Genomic DNA, 18176 nt, shown 5'->3' on the forward strand with positions numbered 1-18176 from the left:
GAAAATATAGGAAAAATTTTTTATGTTCATTTACGTAAATCACACTAAAAAGACCTTGGCAGTAGTACATAAAAATGGTCGGTAAATTAATTATCTAAGGCTCACTAATGCCACAGAGCAGACCTAATTTAGACACGTATTTATCACAATAAATAGTCCGCTTTGTTTGGCGGTCATTCGACAGAATGTTTTTGGGCTAAAACTATAAACTAGATACAAAAAAAACACCAATCATTACAATTGATGTTTTCTAGGATAAACAATTTTAAATGGTTAAGATTGTTTTTTAAATCGACGCGATGCTAAACCAATAATTCCTAACGCAAAAATAGCAAGTGTTGATGGCTCTGGAACCTGTACACCTACGTCAACCGCATCGAAACTAAATAAGTGTGCATTGAGGTGAGAAAATGCGAATCCCGAACCGTAACCAGCTCTTCTAATTACGGTTTGAGTCGTATTGAAATTTGAGGCTGCATCGGCCCATGTCACATTTGAGAACGCATTTTGCACATCCGTTAGACTAGCGTTGTATGCTCCTGCCGCTACTGCTGAGGCGTTGTAACCACTAAGGTATGATGTGAGGTTAGAGCTCATTGAAACTGATACGGATGTCATATTCACACCGTTAACCAAACCACTAATGTCCTCTTGACCACCACCTCCCATCCCTAAAACATAGAATTTGTTATCACCGGCAGCAAGAGTAAAGCTGAGAGTGGATAAATTTCCTATTTGGGCACCCCAACCAACGTTGTTTTGATACAAAATGTTGTTGATATTTGTGCCGTCTCCACTAAACACTGCAAAGTCATTGTCAGCCACAATTGACATTTCAAAGGTGATAAGGGAGGCATTTGCAGAACCAATCGACATAAGTCCGGCAAGCAAAGTGGCCATTGTCATTTTTAATAATTTAAATTTCATTCGTTGTTCCTTTTTAATCCCTTTCCATTAGTTTTGGTAGGTAATCGTTAAAATAAATATTTATCAACTTTTGTAACTAAATACAAAAAATGTGCCAAGCTTTAAATGTCATTTTATTTCAATGTGATGGGGATTCGATGGAGTTTATATGTAATCATACTGTAAAATATCCTGACACAAAAAAAACTCATCAACCACTTGATTTTATAATATTATTTTTGGCTTCTTGAATTTATGTGAGCTTTAAGCAATAAGTGAACTAAGACCGTTTAATTTATAAGGTTGTGTAGGTAAATACCTAAGAAACTGGATAGTAATAGTCAGTAAAACTAGCCTTCATGATGATAAATTAGTTAGAACTAATCTTATTATCCTTAGTAACCAACCACTAGAGTGAGGGGCAGTAATGAGCTTGCCGCAGTCATATATATTGTTCTCGTTCTATAACTGTATTTTGATTTTTTGATTTTTTGATCATAATATTAGTCTAAAACCAATTTGGGGAACGTCGGCTATGCCAATGATTATCAAGTTAGCTACCTACATGCTTAGGTCAACTAACGGTGTGCTGTTGACCTCGATAAATACTCAAAACTTCAAATGCTAACTTCTTCAATGCACACACAGAAGACGTTAACACCGTCATTTCAGGATGTGCTTTGAATGATGATTAAGGTTCACTTATGCCAGTTGAAGTCAGGTTCCAACTTTATTTGGAGTGTTTCTGGTACTTTATTAATAAATAAAAACTTACTACCCCCATTTGTTTCGATCTTTATTTAGCTTATTCAGATACTCATAAAATTAAATCGTTGCAGGCCAAACACCGCTAATTAATGATAAAAAAGTAACGTCGGTAGCATGGACTTATACCTAAATCATTAAGATAGAATTAAAATGTTATGAGTATATTCATTTAAATCGTAATTATTTATTGACAGATAGAGCAAAACATCTTAAAAATAGGGGCATAAATAACTTTTCTTCGGATTCAATTTACAATGAATGTTACATTTTTACTCATTACACTCCTCTCTGTCGTCGTGGTCATTAAACCATTGCGGAGTTGGTGTTATGTGTAAAAAAAGTTATTAAATAACAAATACAATAAACCCTCGCTCTGCACAAGACCGAGGGTTTTTTTATTGTTGAAACTTAGTTTAACCATACTTTATAGAAGGCAAGCTCATGACAAAGAAGCAATTCACTGGTGCACAGATGGTAGTAAAAGCATTAGCGGCACTCGACGTGAAGTACATTTTCGGCTACCCAGGTGGTACTGTTTTAGATATTTACGATGCCTTATTTCAGCAAACAGACGTTGAGCATATCTTAGTACGTCATGAACAAGCGGCAACCCATATGGCTGATGGGTTTGCTCGGGCCACCGGCGAGGTAGGTGTCGTGCTTGCCACATCAGGTCCTGGGGCAACAAACTGTATAACGGGTATTGCTACCGCTTACATGGATTCAATTCCTATGGTGGTACTTTCAGGACAAGTACCGACCACACTTATTGGCGATGATGCCTTCCAAGAAACTGATATTGTCGGCTGCTCTCGTCCCATCGTTAAGCACAGTTTTAACTGCCGGGTGGTTGAAGATATCCCTAATATTATTGCTAAAGCTTTTTATATTGCTAGTACTGGAAGACCGGGACCTGTGGTTATTGAGCTGCCCAAAGACTTATTAATGCCAACCAGCATGGGCGAATTTCATATTGAAACTGATGTTAAGATGCGTTCATACAATCCAAGCATTAAGGGTCACCCTAAACAAATAAGAAAAGCCGTTAAAGCAATGACTACGGCTAAAAAGCTGGTTGTTTATTCGGGGGGTGGTGTCATTATCGCCAATGCATCAGGCTTGTTAACAAAACTTGTTGAAAAGTTAGATGCCCCAATTACTAATACCTTAATGGGTTTAGGTGGCATTTCAGGCACTCATAAAAACTATATTGGTATGTTAGGCATGCATGGTTCAGTTGAAGCCAACAAAACGATGGCAAATGCTGATGTCATTCTTGCACTTGGTGCTCGCTTTGATGATCGTGTCACAAATAATGTTAAGAAATTTTGTCCCGATGCCAAGATAATTCATGTTGATATTGATCCGACTTCTATTTCGAAAACCATAAATGCTCATATCCCGGTTGTTGGCCAACTTGAGGTCGTGTTACAACAGTTATTAGATGAATTAGCGGCAACAGACTTCGAGCCTAATAAAGAAGAAAGAATTCAGTGGTGGCAAGAAGTTAATAACTGGCGCGACATTAACCGCGTAGCTTATGTCCAAGAAGGAGACCAAATAAAACCCCAGCGTGTTATCGAAGCTATGTATAAAATTACCCAAGGTGAAGCATATGTTTGCTCTGATGTCGGTCAACATCAGATGTTTGCCGCACAATACTACCCGTTTGCTAAACCTCGTCAATGGATAAACTCTGGTGGTCTAGGCACAATGGGCTTTGGCTTACCTGCTGCTATGGGGGTTAAATTAGCCTTCCCTGAAAGTCATGTTATTTGCATAACGGGTGATGGCTCTATTCAAATGAATATTCAAGAGCTTTCAACGTGCCTACAGTACAACTTACCTGTGGTTATTATTTCATTAAACAACCGCTCATTAGGTATGGTTCGCCAATGGCAGGATATGGTTTATGGCGGTCGTCATTCATCTTCCTATATGGAGTCGCTTCCTGACTTTGTAAAACTTGCTGAATCATATGGTCATGTAGGTATGCAGATAAACCATTTAGATGAATTAGAAGATAAGCTAACCGAAGCCTTTGCGATTAAAAATCGTTTAGTTTTTGTAGATGTATTAGTTGACGAAAACGAACATGTTTACCCAATGCAGATAAGATTGGGCGCAATTGATGATATGTGGATAAAAAAAGGAGTAAAAGCATAATGCGCAGAATTTTAGCTGTTTTATTAGAAAACGAACCGGGCTCTTTATCACGTATTGTTGGCTTATTTTCTCAACGAGCCTTTAATATTGAAAGTTTGACAGTGGCTCCCACTGAAGATCCAAGTTTGTCGCGTATTACTATAGCAACACGAGGCGACGATAGAGTACTAGAGCAGATCGTCAAACAAGTTAATAAACTCATTGATGTCATCAAAATTACCGACTTAACCGAGCGTAGCCATGTTGAACGTGAACTACTGCTGATCAAAGTTTTGGCGATGAATGATAAATCACGCACTGAAGTTAAGCGTATTACCGATATTTTCAGGGGTTCAATTATCGATATTGGTAAGCAAGTTTATACCATTCAATTAACCGGCGATGCTGAAAAGCTTAATGCTTTTATCACGACACTCGCCAATGAAACAGAGATAATTGAATCGGTGCGTTCTGGCTGTGTCGGTATTGCCCGTGGTGAAAAAGCGCTTAGGATATAACGAACACTGAAGTTTAAAAACCAAGCAACCTGCTTGGTTTTTTGTTTTATAATAAGCAGCCAATCATCAAAAGACAGATAATGAAAACGACTTTTTCTCTCGCAACTAAAAGTGATAAAAAATCACTGATGCGTTTTTATAAACAGCAAAATTACAGCGCAGGCCTAATGGGTTTAGACAACGCTTACTTGCTTAAGTGCTCATCAGAGATTATTGGCGCGGTTATAATTTCAACGCTGTCAGAAAATAGCCAACAATCGTTTTTACATGCATTGGTTATTGAACGGGCCTTTCGACAACAAACGTTAGCCTCACAGCTATTAACCTCTGCTTTCACTCAACACCAACACCAAGAAATCTTCTGTTTTGCTGATGAAACGCTAAATCACTTTTATCTGCAAAATGGCTTTGAAAAAATATCTGAACAACAATTACCTGAGCCACTGCTAGGAAGATTTCTAAGAGTAAAGAAAGCTAAAAAAAATTTATTAGCTTTCACTTGTAAGCCGCTTATTTTATAGAAAATTAACCATTAGTGCTTGCGGCTATAAGGGTGTTTTTTAATAAGCAGGCAATGGTCATTGGGCCAACGCCACCCGGTACCGGTGTTATCGCACCACAAACCGGTGCAACATTAGCAAAGTCGACATCACCAACAAGTTTAGCTTTGCCGTTCTCATCTTCTATATGGTTAATACCGACATCAATAACAGTTGCGCCTGGTTTTACCCAACTGGCTTGAACAAAATTAGCTCGGCCAACCGCCGCAATTAAAATATCGGCTTGCTGACAAATACCTGCTAGGTTTTTAGTGCGGGAATGAGCAATGGTTACTGTGCAATTTTCTTGTAGAAGTAACAAAGCAACAGGCTTACCAACGATATTAGAGCGACCAATGACAACCGCATGCAATCCTGATAAGTCTTCGCCTAAATGTTGTTTAACCAATATAATGCAGCCTTGCGGCGTACAAGGCACTAATGCGCCTGGCTCGCCATTTAACAAGCGACCCGAGTTCATCGCATGAAAACCATCAACATCTTTATGTGGAGCAATAGCCGCAATAATAACGCTTTCATCAATGTGCTTTGGCAAGGGTAATTGTACTAAAATACCGTGCACCGCATCATCACTATTTAACTGTTGCAGCTCGGCTAATAATTGTATTTGGCTAGTGTCATGAGGCAATTTAATTTCGTTAGAAATCATGCCGACATCACGTGTCTGCTTTATTTTATTACGCACGTAAACTTCACTTGCTGAGTCTTCCCCAACGAGTACCACAGTTAAGCCTGGTACAATTCCCTTATCTTTTTTAAGGTGGGCGACTTGAAGCGTTAGTGTTTTTCGTAAATCAGCAGCTGCCTGCTTACCATCAATGATCATCTATATTTCACTTTATTAGAATTATAATTAGCGTTGGAACCATGGGCAACGAGTCACGACTCAATTAAGCGTTAGCCGTCAATCCTTGTTGCTATCACTCTTTGCACTTACCTTTTAGATAGAGGAAAGCAAAGCATAAAATTAATCGATATCATTTAGCGGCCATGAAACAATAAAATCTTCAAAATATTCTATCGCAACATCGTCATCTTTAACTATTTTTCCTCGAACCGACATCCCCGCTTTATGCATGGCTGTCTTTTTGCCGTTGTTAAGCAGTGGATGCCACGAAGGCATGCCACGTCCCTCTTTTAGACGACGATAGGTACAACTAGGCGGCATGAAAAAAACACCGTCTAAATTTTCTTGTGTTAAGCGCACACAATCAGGCACTAAAGTGGTACGTTGTTCGTATTTTGAACATTGACAACTTTTTTCATTCAGTAAATGGCAAGCAATATTGGTGTAATGAATCTGCTCACCTTCGTTGATATAAGTGGTTGGCAGTAACTCAGTTTCCTGGGTTGTTTCATCATCATCAATAAATTTGTTTAGACAGCATTTAGCACAACCATCGCAAAGAGACTCCCACTCAGGTCGACTCATTTCTTCTAATTTTTTGGTTTGCCAAAAAGGAGCTTGTTCGCTCATAAATATCTTCTCTTTTATTTTCTCTGGTGAATCGAATGAATTTTACTGAATAGGTGGAAATTTTATTCTGTCTGATAAATGACCGACCGAGCTAACAAAATAATAAGATAGATTCCAATGCATTAGACTCTTATAATTATTATAAGCTAAATAAACACGGCCATTTTCGTCATCAGGAAACACTAGTGCAGCCTTAATATCGACTTTAGGTAAGTGAGTACCATCGGCACGCCTAACACCTAAAGCTTGCCACTGTGCTAAGGTTTTTTCTGTTTTTTCCCAAGCTTTTAACCAGTTTGCTCGACTACCCGTATTTTTAGGAATAGCCAACGACTTATCGAAATCTGCTGGTAATTTAACCTGTCTACCCCAAGTTAATTCGTCGCTCCAACCTTCTTTTTTAAGATAGTTAGCCATAGACGAAAACACATCGTCTAAATTACCCCAGATATCTTTCTTGCCATCGCCATCTCCGTCGACCGCAAAAGCAACAAACGAGGTTGGCATAAACTGATTTTGCCCCATAGCACCCGCCCAAGAGCCTTTCATCTTTTCAACACTGATATGTCCTTGCTGAACAATAGTTAACGCAGCCCAAAGTTGTTTCTTAAAAAACACTTCACGGCGGCCTTCATACGCAAGCGTGGTTAATGCCGAAATAACATTATAATTACCCATGATTTTACCGAAGTTTGTTTCTAACCCCCATAACGCCACGATAAAACGGGGTTGAACGTTATATTCTTTACCAATTTTTGTTAACAAGGGTAAATGTTCTTTATACAGTGCACGCGCTTTATTAACTTTCCAGTCAGGAACACGTTTTGGTAAATAAGTATCTAAAGTTTCAACAGTTTCTGGCTGAGAACGATCGGCTTTTACCGCACGCTGGTGAAATTTGACCTGTGAAAAGGCGTTATTAACAAGTGCCGTGTCATAGCCCTTGTCCAGCGCTTCTACTTTGAGTTCGGCAACATATATCTCAAAACCCGCTGCGCTTAGATTTTTTTTTGCCGCTTGAGCAGAGCTAGTTAAACAAAGCAAAATACAACAACTCATTAGCACACTATATTTTTTAATATCAAAGCAAAACGACATGTAACACTCCTTAATCATCATTATTATTTTTTATTTTCATTTCCGTTTTATGTTGGTCAAGTAAGTTTTCTACGGGTGGTGGAAGCTGTAAGTAAAACCCTTGCTCATTTAAATTTGCTTTTACTTTTTCAATGTCTGCTAGTGCCAGCTTTTCTTTTTTTGCTAAATTCATCACAGTAACAAGTGTTGGCGTACCAAAAATCGACATCAAGGGTGCCGGTACTGATGAGAAATCATTACGTTGTTTAACAAAAAGATATGTTTGCGCTTTTTTAGTACTTTTATAAATGGTACACAGCATAAAGTAGACCTATGTTTTTAGTTGTAGTGTTTTAAAATGCCTAATAGACAGTTTATTTAAAATCATTTTTAGCGAATAAATTTAATTGCTCACCGAATAAGGTTTTACGCCAGCCCGACAATATATCAATTGATTCACTATACTCGGGCGCATTATGTAATTTAAAATGCCATGACAAAAATTGATTAATTTGTTTTTTCGAGGCTAAATTTTCAGGGGTAAGTTCAGCGTTTAGCGCTTGTTCAGCGACAAAGTTTTTCACTTTCTTAAAGATTTGTTTATAACCCGGATATTCATCAAGACGAAAAATTTTCTCTGGGTATTGACCACAATCTTCTTGCTCAGCCTTTTTTAAAACCATCAACATTGTTTTGCCCTTGTGGCGAACATCAAGCATTTCGACGCCTTCAAGGTTGGCCATAACCGCAACGTTATCAGGGTTATGAACCGCTAAAGCAAATAAGGTGTGATCTTTGGCAATGAAGCCTATCGGCATATCACGACTCTTCGCTTGCTGAAAACGCCAACTGGCTAAGTGTTGCAAGATGTAGAGTTGCTTGGCGCTGAGTTTCCAGCTTAACTTGATATTACGATATAATTTACTTTCATCGATAGGCGTAAATTTTTTCTCTATCAGTAAATCACTTTCTTCCTGCGCAGCATCGAGCCAGCCTTTTTGCTCAAGTTCATCACGAATACGCGGGTAAAGTTGAAATAGATACTCGACGTCTGCTTGCGCATAATCAAGCTGTTTAGCACTTAAAGGACGCTTCATCCAATCGGTTCTAGACTCTGACTTATCAACTTCTATATCAAGATAATGGTTGACCATTGCGGCATAGCCCATTGATAAACCATGACCAAGAAACGACATCATTATTTGACTGTCAATTAAGTTAACCGGACGACAATTTGCCGCAGTCAGAAAAACTTCTAAGTCTTCTGAGCAAGCATGCAGTACCTTGCAAATTTTTTCATCGGTTAGTAGCTGCCAAAAGGGTGATAAATCATCTATCGCAACGGGGTCAATTAACGCTAAATTTTCCCCGTCGTTCACTTGAATAAGACCTAATTTAGGATACAAGGTACGAGTACGAACAAATTCGGTATCTATTGCCAAAAAGTCTGCTTGCGCAAGTTTCTGACAAAGTACAACCAATGAGGCATGATCTTCTACGTAAGTTTTATTCAAGTTTATCCCTTAAAAAATTAATGACAGCTTATGCAACAATATCAACAAAAGACTAACGGCGACGACGCGTTGCTTGTTGACTTCTTTGTTGATGTTTTTTCACTGAGCGGCGAATACGACGGCTTTTGGCATTATCCATCACTTTTTCGTCCACTTTTACTTTGCTTTGTGTTTCAACAGGCAAACCCACTAATTTACGGTAGTAATTGACTTCAGGTAAAGCTAACTCAGTCCAACCACCATTAGGTAATTGTCGTTTCATTTCCATATCGCCATAGCGCACACGAATTAGACGGCTGACTTGAACTTCTTGGCTTTCCCATAAACGGCGAACTTCACGGTTACGCCCTTCAGAAAGTACCACATGAAACCAATGATTACGGCCTTCACCACCTTTGTAAGTGATCTTTTGAAACTTCGCCGGTCCATCTTCCAATTTAACACCCGCACGCAATGTTTGCAGCATGGCTTCATTGACTTCGCCAAAAACACGCACTGCATATTCACGTTCAACTTTTTGTGAAGGATGCATTAAGCGATTAGCAAGCTCACCATCTGTGGTAAATAACAGCATACCCGAGGTGTTAATATCTAATCGACCAACAGCAACCCAGCGACTATTCTCTAGTGGCGGTAAACGATCAAAAACCGTTGGACGGCCTTCAGGATCTTTACGGGTACACATTTCGCCTTCGGGCTTGTTGTACATAATGACACGACATAAATCGTCTTCTTTAGGTTTTAACTTAACGATGTGACCATCAAGACGAATTTGCTCACTTCCTTCGATGCGATCCCCTAAAAAAGCGGTTTTTCCATCAACACTGATACGACCAGCACTAATGAAGGTTTCCATTTCACGGCGTGAACCTTTACCGGCACGGGCAAGGACTTTTTGTAATTTTTCAGACATGGCTTTAACTCTCTTTACGTCAGTAACTTCACGGTGTTTTCCGCTACGTTGCTGTCTCTAAAATAAATAGTGTTTGTATATTTTTATTAATACGGGTGCTGTTGCTATAACTAAACCAATGCTTGCAAAGGTTTATCTATAGCGCCTAAATCAGCCATAGGCAATAATTCGGGTAACTGGCTTAATGAAGTTAATGAAAAATAATCTAAAAATACTTTTGTGGTCGCATATAACGATGGCCGCCCAGGCACTTCTTTATTACCAACCACTTTCACCCAGTTTCTTTCTAATAATGTTTTCATTATATAACTACTTACCGCTACTCCGCGAATCTCTTCAATTTCGCCGCGGGTTATTGGCTGTTTATAAGCAATAAGGGCAAGCGTTTCTAAAAGTGCTCGCGAATACTTAGGCGTTTTTTCTTTGGTGAGCTTAGCAACAAAATTAGCTAAGTCTTCATTAAGCTCACTAATCGTTTCAAATCGGTAACCTGAAGCAACCTGCACCAAGTTAACCCCTGAATTTTTATATTTTATCACCAATTCACCAATGACATCACGAATTTGCTGGTGATTTAGCTGATAATTAACTAATAACTCTGTTTTTATTTGCTTAACACTCAAAGGTCCATCACTAACAAAAAAAGCCGCTTCAATAAGTTTAGCTATTTTTATTTTTTCAACAGTTGTCATACTGGTAAACGCACTCTTAATTGACCAAAAATGGTAGTTTGTACACATTCTATCAAACTTTCTTTGATCAACTCTAAAATAGCTAAAAAAGTTACCACAACACCTTGTCTGCCCTCAACGACTGTAAACAAAGCGCTAAATTCAACAAAAGCTGAGCTATTTTCGGCAGCACACTTTAACTGCGCTAATATTGATGACATCCGCTCTCTGGTTGATAAAGATTCTTTTTCTATATGGTGATGTTCGAGTGCTTTGGTACGTTTAAGTACTCCTTGTAAAGCACTAACAAGTTCACTTAAGTCGACATCAGCCTGAAAAACGGCGGCTTGAAAATCTTCAGATAATTCAACATTCCCTTGAAAAAAGTCACGTTCAAGGCGAGGGATTTGATCAAGTTGTTGTGCAGCACTTTTGATCACCTCATATTCTTGTAAACGACGTACTAATTCGGCACGTGGGTCTTCATCCTCATCAGCTACCGCTTGTTTTGGTAATAATAAACGTGACTTTATTTCCATTAAAATGGCAGCCATGACTAGGTATTCGGCCGCTAATTCCATTTTAATTTCTTTCATCAATTCAATGTATTGCATATATTGTGTGGTAATGGGCGCAATAGGCATATCTAGAATATCAAATTTTTGCTTACGAATAAGGTAAAGCAATAAATCAAGTGGTCCTTCAAATGACTCTAAAATAACCTCTAAGGCATCAGGCGGAATAAATAAATCTTTTGGCTTATTAACCACCACTTCACCACGGATCAATGCCAGCGGTAATACTTGCTGAACCATCTCTCGTGGCATAGTTTTTTCTTTTGAATTAGCGGGCTGACTCACTCGTTATTAATCCATAATAAGTTGTAGTTATTCAAAAGGGCTTGGGTCGCCTTCACCGACTCGAATAACTTTCACTTCATCATCAGAAAAATCAATGACGGTGGTTGGGTGCTCACCCAAGTGCCCACCATTAATGATTAAATCAACTTGGTGCTCTAAAATATCGCGAATGTGCTCAGGGTCATACTCTGCTCGTTCTTCACCCGGCATAATTAGCGTTGTCGACATAATAGGCTCTTGCAGCTCAGCCAGTAAGGCTTGCACTATGGCATTATCAGGCACCCGAATACCTATGGTTTTTCTTTTCGGATTTAATAACCGTTTAGGTACTTCTTTTGACCCTTTAAAGATAAAGGTATAAGGACCTGGGGTATTACTTTTTAATAACCGATAGGCGCTGTTATCAACACGGGTATACTCAGATAATTCAGATAAATCTCGGCACACTAAGGTGAAATTATGATCTTTATCGATATTTCGGATATTACAAATACGTTCAAGCGCTTTTTTGTCGCCGATATGACAACCTAAAGCATAGCCTGAATCGGTAGGGTAAACGATGACACCACCTTGTTGAATAATAGCCGCCGCTTGCTTCATCAAACGACCTTGCGGATTATCTGGGTGTACATAAAAAAACTGACTCATAAATTTTCTCCACTAAGATGTTGATGTTAATTTCGGTGTTACTTTAGGTGTTACTTTAGGTATTAATACAGTTGTTAAGCTTACTACTCACTTACGACTAGCTCGGGTATACCTATCTTGCTCACTTAGTAACTCACTTAACGGCGTTAGGCCAAAGATCCCAAATGGGTTTCACCTGATCGGGCATACGTAAATTACGACCTAAATCACTCCATCGCGTTGGATAATGAAAGTCTGAGCCCATAGATGCATGTAAATCATATTCTAAACAAAAGCTTAGCATTAATTTTCGTTGTTCGTTAGCCATTTGCGGTAATACTATTTCTAAACCATCACCTTTTGCCGCTTTAAACTGCACCACTAAGCGGCGTAACCATTTGGTTGATAAGTCATATCTAACCGGATGGGCAATCACCGCATTACCACCGGCGTGATGAATCGCGGCAATCGCTTCTTCAATAGAACACCAGTTTGGCTTTACAAACGCGCGTTGGCCTTTGCCAATGTATTTATCAAAGGCTTTTTGCATATGATCAACATGGCCTTCTTGCAATAATATTTTAGCAAAGTGTGCCCGCGTTATAGAGCCTTGCCCTGCAAGCTCTTTCGCTTGCTCGTAGATGCCAGGGAAGCCACATTTGGTGAGTTTTTCACCCATGGTGGTGGCACGTAATTCTCTTGCTGCTTGCTGGCTGGCAATTAACGTTTGTAATTGTTCATTATTTTCATCGATGTTTAAGCCAACAATATGAATTTCAAAACCATGCCAGCTGGTTGATATTTCGATGCCATTGATGATGGTTAATGGATGATTTTTTTCTAGAATATAATCTTTAGCTATAGATAAACCTTTAAGCGTATCGTGATCGGTAATAGCTAAAACATTCAATTGGAAGTTAACTGCCCGTTCAACAAGCTCTTGCGGCGTCAGTGTTCCATCAGAACATTTGGTATGACTGTGCAAATCGACCCGTAGGCTATAATAATCAGCTAAATCAGAGGTTGACAATACAGTCATAATCGGTTCTTCTATAGGGGAATTAATTGCTAAGGCAATTTTACTGAGATGAAGACAATAATGATACAAGTAAAACAAACTATTTCGATGAATTGTTGGTGGCATAAATCTGCATAAGTGGGTTGTGATGTTTACTTGTACGTAAAAATTCAAAAAGCCTGCTTATTTCATAATGAGTGGGCTTTTTACTTTTTAGCTCAAAGCTAAAGTACTATGGCGAGAAAAACATGATTATTACGCGCGTTAAAAGTTGGTTTATATGGTGGCTATTGCCTATTTATGCAGGTTGACCATTAATTTAAATTAGACGTTAAAAGCTAGGAAAGAATATGAATCATCAGAATACGCTTACCATAGATAAGCAAACTGGCAGTGTTACCACACTATCAGAAACCGTTAAATATCAGACCGATCCCCTGGCGATATTTCACCAGTTAAGCCAAAACAGTGATAACAACTTATTATTAGAATCGGCTGAAATTGATAAAAAACATCAATTAAAAAGCTTATTACTTACCGATGCGGCATTAAAAATAACCTGTCATGGTAATCTTGTTACGTTTGAAGCGTTAACAAACAATGGTCAATCGGCCCTTGAGTTTGCTCAACAGCATTTAGCTGAACACGCTACGTTAAGCGTTAAAGATAAAACACTTAGCGCCATTTTCCCTGAACTGACTCAACAACTGGATGAAAAATCGCGCTTACTCGCTATTAATCCTTTTCAAAGTTTGCGCTTATTTAATAAGCTTAAAAATAGCAATAATCACCCTTTTGCGATATTTTTAGGTGGTGTCTTCGCCTTTGATATGATGTCGATGACCGAGCAATTACCGACAGTAAGCCAAGGTGATAATACCTGCCCAGACTTCGTCTATTATTTGGCTGAAACTGTTGTGGTTATCGATCATGAAGCGCAATCAACTGAAGTTATTGGTAATATTTTTTCAGGAGAAGCGGCCAATCATAATCTAGTGACAATTCGTCAACGGTTAGCCGATATAAAAAATATTTTGGCCCAACAATATATTGCTCAAGAAAGACCTTATGACAAGCCGATTGAAAAAAGTGAAGTTAGTAGCGACATCTCAGATCAACAGTTCTGTGACACGGTTAATCAGTTAAAAGAAAATATTCGCGCCGGTGATATTTTTCAAGTGGTACCTTCTCGTACCTTTACGCTAAAGTGCTCAAATACCTTAAATGCTTACAAAGCGTTAAAGCAAAGCAACCCTAGCCCTTATATGTTTTACCTAAAAGACAGCGAATTTTGTATTTTTGGTGCTTCTCCAGAATCTGCATTAAAATATCAACATAAAAATCGTCAAGTAGAAATTTATCCCATTGCCGGAACTCGTCCGCGCGGACTTAATAAAGACGGTTCAATTTCACTTGATTTAGACAGTCGTATTGAACTTGAATTACGATTAGATAAAAAAGAATTAGCCGAGCACACTATGCTGGTTGATTTAGCCCGCAACGATATTGCCCGCGTTAGTCAAGCAGGTACTCGCTATGTTGCTGACTTATTAAAAGTTGACCGTTACTCTCATGTTATGCATTTGGTCTCTAGAGTTTGTGGCACCTTAGCGCTTGATCTTGATGCTCTGCACGCTTATCAGGCTTGTATGAATATGGGCACTTTATCGGGAGCCCCCAAAGTAAAAGCGACACAATTAATTCGAGAAGTAGAAGGCAAACGTCGAGGGAGTTATGGCGGCGCGGTTGGCTATTTAACCGGTGACGGTGAAATGGATACCTGTATTGTTATCCGCTCTGCTTTTGTTAAACACGGTATAGCGCATGTTCAAGCGGGTGCCGGTGTTGTTTACGACTCAGATCCTCAGTCAGAAGCCAATGAAACCAAGCAAAAAGCACAAGCGGTCATTAATGCCATTCAACATGCAGAACGGTTTACTGTTGAGATCACCGCCGCACCGAGTAGCGACAGCGCTAACCTAAACACCCCGTGCAAGGAGAGTAATCATGCATAGTCATCAAGAACCCGCTATTAATGGCAATGTTAGAATCTTCATGCTCGACAACCTCGATTCTTTTACTTACAACTTGGTCGATGAATTTCAATGTTTAGGATTTGAACCGACCATTTATCGAAACACTCTATCGGCAGATTTTATCTTTGAACAAATGCAAAAATCCACAGAACGAGTATTACTCGTATTATCGCCCGGCCCAGGAGAACCCAATAAAGCCGGCTGTTTAATGGCATTAATAGCCAAATGTGCCGGTAAATATCCAATCTTAGGCATTTGTTTAGGCCATCAAGCCTTAGTTGAACACTATGGCGGTAAAGTTATCCGTGCACCTGAAATTGTCCATGGTAAAGCGTCGAGTATTACTCATCGTCAAACCGGTGTTTTTGACCAGATAAATCACCCCTTACCTGTGGCGCGCTATCATTCACTGATAGCAAGTGAAGTCCCTAATACCATTGATATTATTGCTGAATATATAACATCTGAACAAATCAGTTTACCAATGGCCATTGAGCATAAGACGGACGTAGCCTTAGGATTTCAATTTCATCCAGAGTCAATCCTAACGACTTATGGCGGCACGTTATTAGCGCAAACTATTGATTATTTACTGGCTTCACCACACAAAGCAGCGGAAGGTTCTTATGAGTAAAATTTTACAACAACTTGTTGATGGAAATGATATTAGTCAGACTGAAGCTGAAGATTTTTTTAAAAATATGATCAAAGGTGAAGTTGAGCCCGTACTGTTAGCAAGTGTATTAACTGCCTTAAAAATAAAAGGCGAAACGGCTAACGAAATTTCAGGTGCTGCCCTAGCAGTAAGAGGCTCAGCAACACCATTTCCACAGCAAGAGCATAACGTTGCTGACTGTGTAGGTACCGGTGGCGATGGCGCGAATACCATTAATATATCAACTACCGCGGCAATTTTAGCCGCGGCATGTGGCTTAAAAATGGCGAAACACGGTAACCGAAGTGTTTCTAGCATGTCTGGCTCCGCAGATTTATTGGAAGCCTTTGGCGTCAATTTAATGATGTCGCCAACGACAGCAAGTGCGTGTTTAGCGCAAACAAATTTATGTTTCTTATATGCTCCGGCTTATCACCCGGGTTTTAAACATGCAGCTCCGGTTAGAAAATCTATGGGTGTGCGCACTTTATTTAATATATTAGGGCCATTAGTAAATCCTGCTTCACCGAGCACTATGTTACTCGGTGTTTATACACCAGCGCTTATCGATGTAATGGCAAAAAGTTTACTGTTAACTGGGGTTAAACGTGGTTGGGTCGTTCACGGTAGCGGTTTAGATGAAATTGCCTTACACGGCGAAACGCAAATTAGCGAGATAGCCAATGGTCAGTGTACAAGCCGAACCATTTCTCCCGCTGATTTTGGTTTACCCAGTTACACATTAGAAGATATTAAGGGCGGTACGCCACAAGAAAATGCTGACTATATTCGCGCAATTCTTAGTGGTAATGGCAAGGCTGCTCATAATGCCGCTGTCATTATTAATTGTGCCGCATTATTGTACCTACATGATAAAGCAACTGATTTAAAAATAGCCGCTAACATGGCAAGAGAAGTATTAGCTTCAGGTAAAGCATTAACGACTTTAGAAAATATGGTCGTGATTTCAAACTCAAATTTAGACTCAAAGGCAATGGCATAACATGGCAAATGTATTAGAAAAAATTGTTGCTGATAAACGTATCGAAATAGCGCAACGTAAAATTGATTTTCCATTAAGTGAATTTATTGACACTTTAGTACCCACTCAAAAAGATATGTACGGTGCACTTGATAGAAAAAAAGGTCACGCGCATGCTGGCTTTATTTTAGAGTGTAAAAAGGCTTCGCCATCGAAAGGTTTAATACGCGAAAATTTTGACCCTAAGGCTATTTGCCAGATTTACGATAAATATGCTGCCGCTATTTCTGTTTTAACCGATGAAAAATACTTTCAAGGCACTTTTGAATATTTAAAAATAGTGACTGACTCGGTAAATTGTCCAGTACTTAATAAAGATTTCTTTGTTGATGCCTATCAAGTTTATTTGGCGCGATATTACGGTGCTGATGCGATTTTATTGATGCTAAGCGTTTTATCAGACCAAGAATATAAAGACTTATCTGCTATCGCTGAGCAATATAACTTAGCGGTCCTGACTGAAATATCTAATGATGAAGAGCGCGATCGAGCCATTGATTTAGGCGCTAAACTTATTGGCATTAACAACCGAGATTTACGCGACTTATCCACCGATATCGCTCGAACCTTTGACTATGCGCCGACACTGCCTGCTGATCGCATCGTTATATCTGAATCGGGTATTTATACCAACGAACAAGTTCGCGAGTTAGCGCCAGCAGTTGATGGCTTCTTAGTGGGTAGTTCAATCATGGCAGAAGATGATATTGATTTAGCTTGTCGTAAACTCATTTATGGCAATAATAAAGTCTGCGGCTTAACACAAGTTGACTATGCCCAAAGTGCTGTTGATGCCGGCGCACAATTTGGTGGCTTAATTTTCGCTGAAAAGTCGCCAAGGTATGTCAACGAACAACAAGCAAAAATGATTGTCGAGCAGGTTCCCTCTTTACGTTACGTTGGCGTGTTTGTTAATCATGCCATTGAAGAAGTGGCGAAACTTGCACACAAGCTAAACTTATTTGCGGTGCAACTTCATGGTAATGAAACTTCACAATATATCGCTTCATTGCAGCCATTACTTCCAAAAGGCTGCCAAAGTTGGAAAGCTTTGCCGGTCGAAAACGAAGTACCTGAGTTAATAAGTAATGCGCAGTTTTATGTCTTAGACGGCAAAAATGCCGGCAGTGGTGAAACCTTTAATTGGCGAGCGTTAGCCGATTCTGGGCAAGACTTAAGTCATTGTTTTCTAGCGGGCGGGTTGTCTATCGATAATATAGCGCAGGCGGTTAGCCAGAAAACAACACTAGATTTATTTGGTTTGGATCTCAACTCAGGCGTTGAAACAAGCCCCGGCGTTAAAAGCCGCGAAAAACTTCAACAAGTTTTCGCCGCCATTAGACACTATTAATAAGACCGAACACACAAATTAAGTGAATATTTATACGC

The 18176-nt window shown here is 39.3% G+C and carries 18 protein-coding genes; 7 read left to right on the forward strand and 11 right to left on the reverse strand.

Annotated elements, in window-relative coordinates; translation table 11 throughout:
- Window positions 1-273: 273 nt before the first annotated feature.
- The gene (locus H4J62_RS20310) at window positions 274-927 is read right to left on the reverse strand and encodes a PEP-CTERM sorting domain-containing protein (protein ID WP_259364811.1); all 654 of its coding nucleotides are present in this window, start codon (window positions 925-927) and stop codon (window positions 274-276) included.
- Between the two features lie 1188 nt (window positions 928-2115).
- Here H4J62_RS20310 and H4J62_RS03990 point away from each other — a divergent pair.
- The 3 genes from H4J62_RS03990 to H4J62_RS04000 all read left to right on the forward strand — a co-directional run bounded on the left by H4J62_RS03990 (window position 2116) and on the right by H4J62_RS04000 (window position 4858).
- A complete protein-coding gene (locus H4J62_RS03990; RefSeq protein WP_182215736.1) occupies window positions 2116-3840 on the forward strand; it encodes an acetolactate synthase 3 large subunit in 1725 nt (574 codons plus the stop codon).
- Window positions 3840-4337: an acetolactate synthase small subunit gene (ilvN, locus tag H4J62_RS03995; RefSeq protein ID WP_070373995.1), complete on the forward strand. Its 498-nt coding sequence runs from the start codon at window positions 3840-3842 to the stop codon at window positions 4335-4337. Before H4J62_RS03990 ends, ilvN begins: the two co-directional genes overlap by 1 nt.
- Before the next feature lie 80 nt (window positions 4338-4417).
- On the forward strand, window positions 4418-4858 hold the full coding sequence (locus H4J62_RS04000) for a GNAT family N-acetyltransferase (RefSeq protein ID WP_182215734.1): 441 nt from the start codon (window positions 4418-4420) through the stop codon (window positions 4856-4858).
- Window positions 4859-4862: 4 nt separating this feature from the next.
- Here the strand turns inward: H4J62_RS04000 and folD are convergent, their stop codons facing one another.
- The 10 genes from folD to H4J62_RS04050 form a co-directional block, all read right to left on the reverse strand.
- The gene (gene folD / locus H4J62_RS04005) at window positions 4863-5723 is read right to left on the reverse strand and encodes a bifunctional methylenetetrahydrofolate dehydrogenase/methenyltetrahydrofolate cyclohydrolase FolD (RefSeq protein WP_182215732.1); all 861 of its coding nucleotides are present in this window, start codon (window positions 5721-5723) and stop codon (window positions 4863-4865) included.
- Between the two features lie 141 nt (window positions 5724-5864).
- Window positions 5865-6374 carry a YcgN family cysteine cluster protein gene (locus H4J62_RS04010; protein ID WP_070373998.1) on the reverse strand — a complete coding sequence of 170 codons (510 nt, stop codon included), beginning with the start codon at window positions 6372-6374 and terminating at the stop codon, window positions 5865-5867.
- A 42-nt stretch (window positions 6375-6416) separates the two neighbouring features.
- Window positions 6417-7472 carry a lytic transglycosylase domain-containing protein gene (locus tag H4J62_RS04015; protein WP_182215730.1) on the reverse strand — a complete coding sequence of 352 codons (1056 nt, stop codon included), beginning with the start codon at window positions 7470-7472 and terminating at the stop codon, window positions 6417-6419.
- Window positions 7473-7482: 10 nt separating this feature from the next.
- Window positions 7483-7773: a YcgL domain-containing protein gene (locus H4J62_RS04020; protein ID WP_182215728.1), complete on the reverse strand. Its 291-nt coding sequence runs from the start codon at window positions 7771-7773 to the stop codon at window positions 7483-7485.
- 52 nt (window positions 7774-7825) lie between these two features.
- Complete coding sequence (rnd, locus tag H4J62_RS04025) at window positions 7826-8965, reverse strand: ribonuclease D (protein ID WP_070374001.1); 1140 nt, start codon at window positions 8963-8965, stop codon at window positions 7826-7828.
- A gap of 52 nt (window positions 8966-9017) precedes the next feature.
- Window positions 9018-9878 (reverse strand): 23S rRNA pseudouridine(2605) synthase RluB, encoded by an 861-nt coding sequence (gene rluB / locus H4J62_RS04030; protein WP_070374002.1) that lies wholly within the window; start codon window positions 9876-9878, stop codon window positions 9018-9020.
- Between the two features lie 110 nt (window positions 9879-9988).
- A complete protein-coding gene (gene scpB, locus H4J62_RS04035; protein WP_182215726.1) occupies window positions 9989-10570 on the reverse strand; it encodes an SMC-Scp complex subunit ScpB in 582 nt (193 codons plus the stop codon).
- Complete coding sequence (locus H4J62_RS04040) at window positions 10567-11376, reverse strand: ScpA family protein (protein ID WP_182215747.1); 810 nt, start codon at window positions 11374-11376, stop codon at window positions 10567-10569. The genes scpB and H4J62_RS04040 overlap by 4 nt, the downstream gene beginning before the upstream one ends.
- A 60-nt stretch (window positions 11377-11436) precedes the next feature.
- Window positions 11437-12057 carry an L-threonylcarbamoyladenylate synthase gene (locus tag H4J62_RS04045; RefSeq protein WP_070374004.1) on the reverse strand — a complete coding sequence of 207 codons (621 nt, stop codon included), beginning with the start codon at window positions 12055-12057 and terminating at the stop codon, window positions 11437-11439.
- Window positions 12058-12190: 133 nt separating this feature from the next.
- Window positions 12191-13075 (reverse strand): RNase RNM, encoded by an 885-nt coding sequence (locus tag H4J62_RS04050; RefSeq protein WP_182215725.1) that lies wholly within the window; start codon window positions 13073-13075, stop codon window positions 12191-12193.
- A 329-nt stretch (window positions 13076-13404) separates the two neighbouring features.
- Here H4J62_RS04050 and H4J62_RS04055 point away from each other — a divergent pair, with 329 nt between their 5' ends.
- From H4J62_RS04055 to trpCF, 4 genes are read left to right on the forward strand one after another with little or no spacing between them, the layout of a single operon-like run.
- Window positions 13405-15069, forward strand: coding sequence for an anthranilate synthase component 1 (locus H4J62_RS04055; RefSeq protein WP_182215723.1), 1665 nt, complete (start codon window positions 13405-13407; stop codon window positions 15067-15069).
- Complete coding sequence (locus tag H4J62_RS04060; RefSeq protein WP_182215721.1) at window positions 15062-15724, forward strand: aminodeoxychorismate/anthranilate synthase component II; 663 nt, start codon at window positions 15062-15064, stop codon at window positions 15722-15724. The genes H4J62_RS04055 and H4J62_RS04060 overlap by 8 nt, the downstream gene beginning before the upstream one ends.
- Entirely contained in the window at window positions 15717-16748 is a 1032-nt protein-coding gene (gene trpD / locus H4J62_RS04065) for an anthranilate phosphoribosyltransferase (protein ID WP_182215719.1), read from the forward strand. Before H4J62_RS04060 ends, trpD begins: the two co-directional genes overlap by 8 nt.
- A 1-nt stretch (window position 16749) precedes the next feature.
- Complete coding sequence (gene trpCF / locus H4J62_RS04070; RefSeq protein ID WP_182215718.1) at window positions 16750-18138, forward strand: bifunctional indole-3-glycerol-phosphate synthase TrpC/phosphoribosylanthranilate isomerase TrpF; 1389 nt, start codon at window positions 16750-16752, stop codon at window positions 18136-18138.
- Window positions 18139-18176: the final 38 nt, after the last annotated feature.

The sequence above is a fragment of the Colwellia sp. BRX8-5 genome, assembly GCF_014077325.1.
Classification (GTDB): Bacteria; Pseudomonadota; Gammaproteobacteria; order Enterobacterales; family Alteromonadaceae; genus Colwellia_A.

Coding starts and splice junctions, on each gene's coding strand:
- H4J62_RS04010 (WP_070373998.1), bottom strand. CDS start 6,374: ATGAGCGAACAAGCTCCTTTTTGGCAAACCAAAAAATTAGAAGAAATG.
- rluB (WP_070374002.1), bottom strand. CDS start 9,878: ATGTCTGAAAAATTACAAAAAGTCCTTGCCCGTGCCGGTAAAGGTTCA.
- trpCF (WP_182215718.1), top strand. CDS start 16,750: ATGGCAAATGTATTAGAAAAAATTGTTGCTGATAAACGTATCGAAATA.
- H4J62_RS04050 (WP_182215725.1), bottom strand. CDS start 13,075: ATGACTGTATTGTCAACCTCTGATTTAGCTGATTATTATAGCCTACGG.
- H4J62_RS04045 (WP_070374004.1), bottom strand. CDS start 12,057: ATGAGTCAGTTTTTTTATGTACACCCAGATAATCCGCAAGGTCGTTTG.
- H4J62_RS04040 (WP_182215747.1), bottom strand. CDS start 11,376: ATGCCACGAGAGATGGTTCAGCAAGTATTACCGCTGGCATTGATCCGT.
- H4J62_RS04060 (WP_182215721.1), top strand. CDS start 15,062: ATGCATAGTCATCAAGAACCCGCTATTAATGGCAATGTTAGAATCTTC.
- scpB (WP_182215726.1), bottom strand. CDS start 10,570: ATGACAACTGTTGAAAAAATAAAAATAGCTAAACTTATTGAAGCGGCT.
- H4J62_RS04015 (WP_182215730.1), bottom strand. CDS start 7,472: ATGTCGTTTTGCTTTGATATTAAAAAATATAGTGTGCTAATGAGTTGT.
- folD (WP_182215732.1), bottom strand. CDS start 5,723: ATGATCATTGATGGTAAGCAGGCAGCTGCTGATTTACGAAAAACACTA.
- H4J62_RS03990 (WP_182215736.1), top strand. CDS start 2,116: ATGACAAAGAAGCAATTCACTGGTGCACAGATGGTAGTAAAAGCATTA.
- H4J62_RS04020 (WP_182215728.1), bottom strand. CDS start 7,773: ATGCTGTGTACCATTTATAAAAGTACTAAAAAAGCGCAAACATATCTT.
- trpD (WP_182215719.1), top strand. CDS start 15,717: ATGAGTAAAATTTTACAACAACTTGTTGATGGAAATGATATTAGTCAG.
- ilvN (WP_070373995.1), top strand. CDS start 3,840: ATGCGCAGAATTTTAGCTGTTTTATTAGAAAACGAACCGGGCTCTTTA.
- H4J62_RS04055 (WP_182215723.1), top strand. CDS start 13,405: ATGAATCATCAGAATACGCTTACCATAGATAAGCAAACTGGCAGTGTT.
- H4J62_RS20310 (WP_259364811.1), bottom strand. CDS start 927: ATGAAATTTAAATTATTAAAAATGACAATGGCCACTTTGCTTGCCGGA.
- H4J62_RS04000 (WP_182215734.1), top strand. CDS start 4,418: ATGAAAACGACTTTTTCTCTCGCAACTAAAAGTGATAAAAAATCACTG.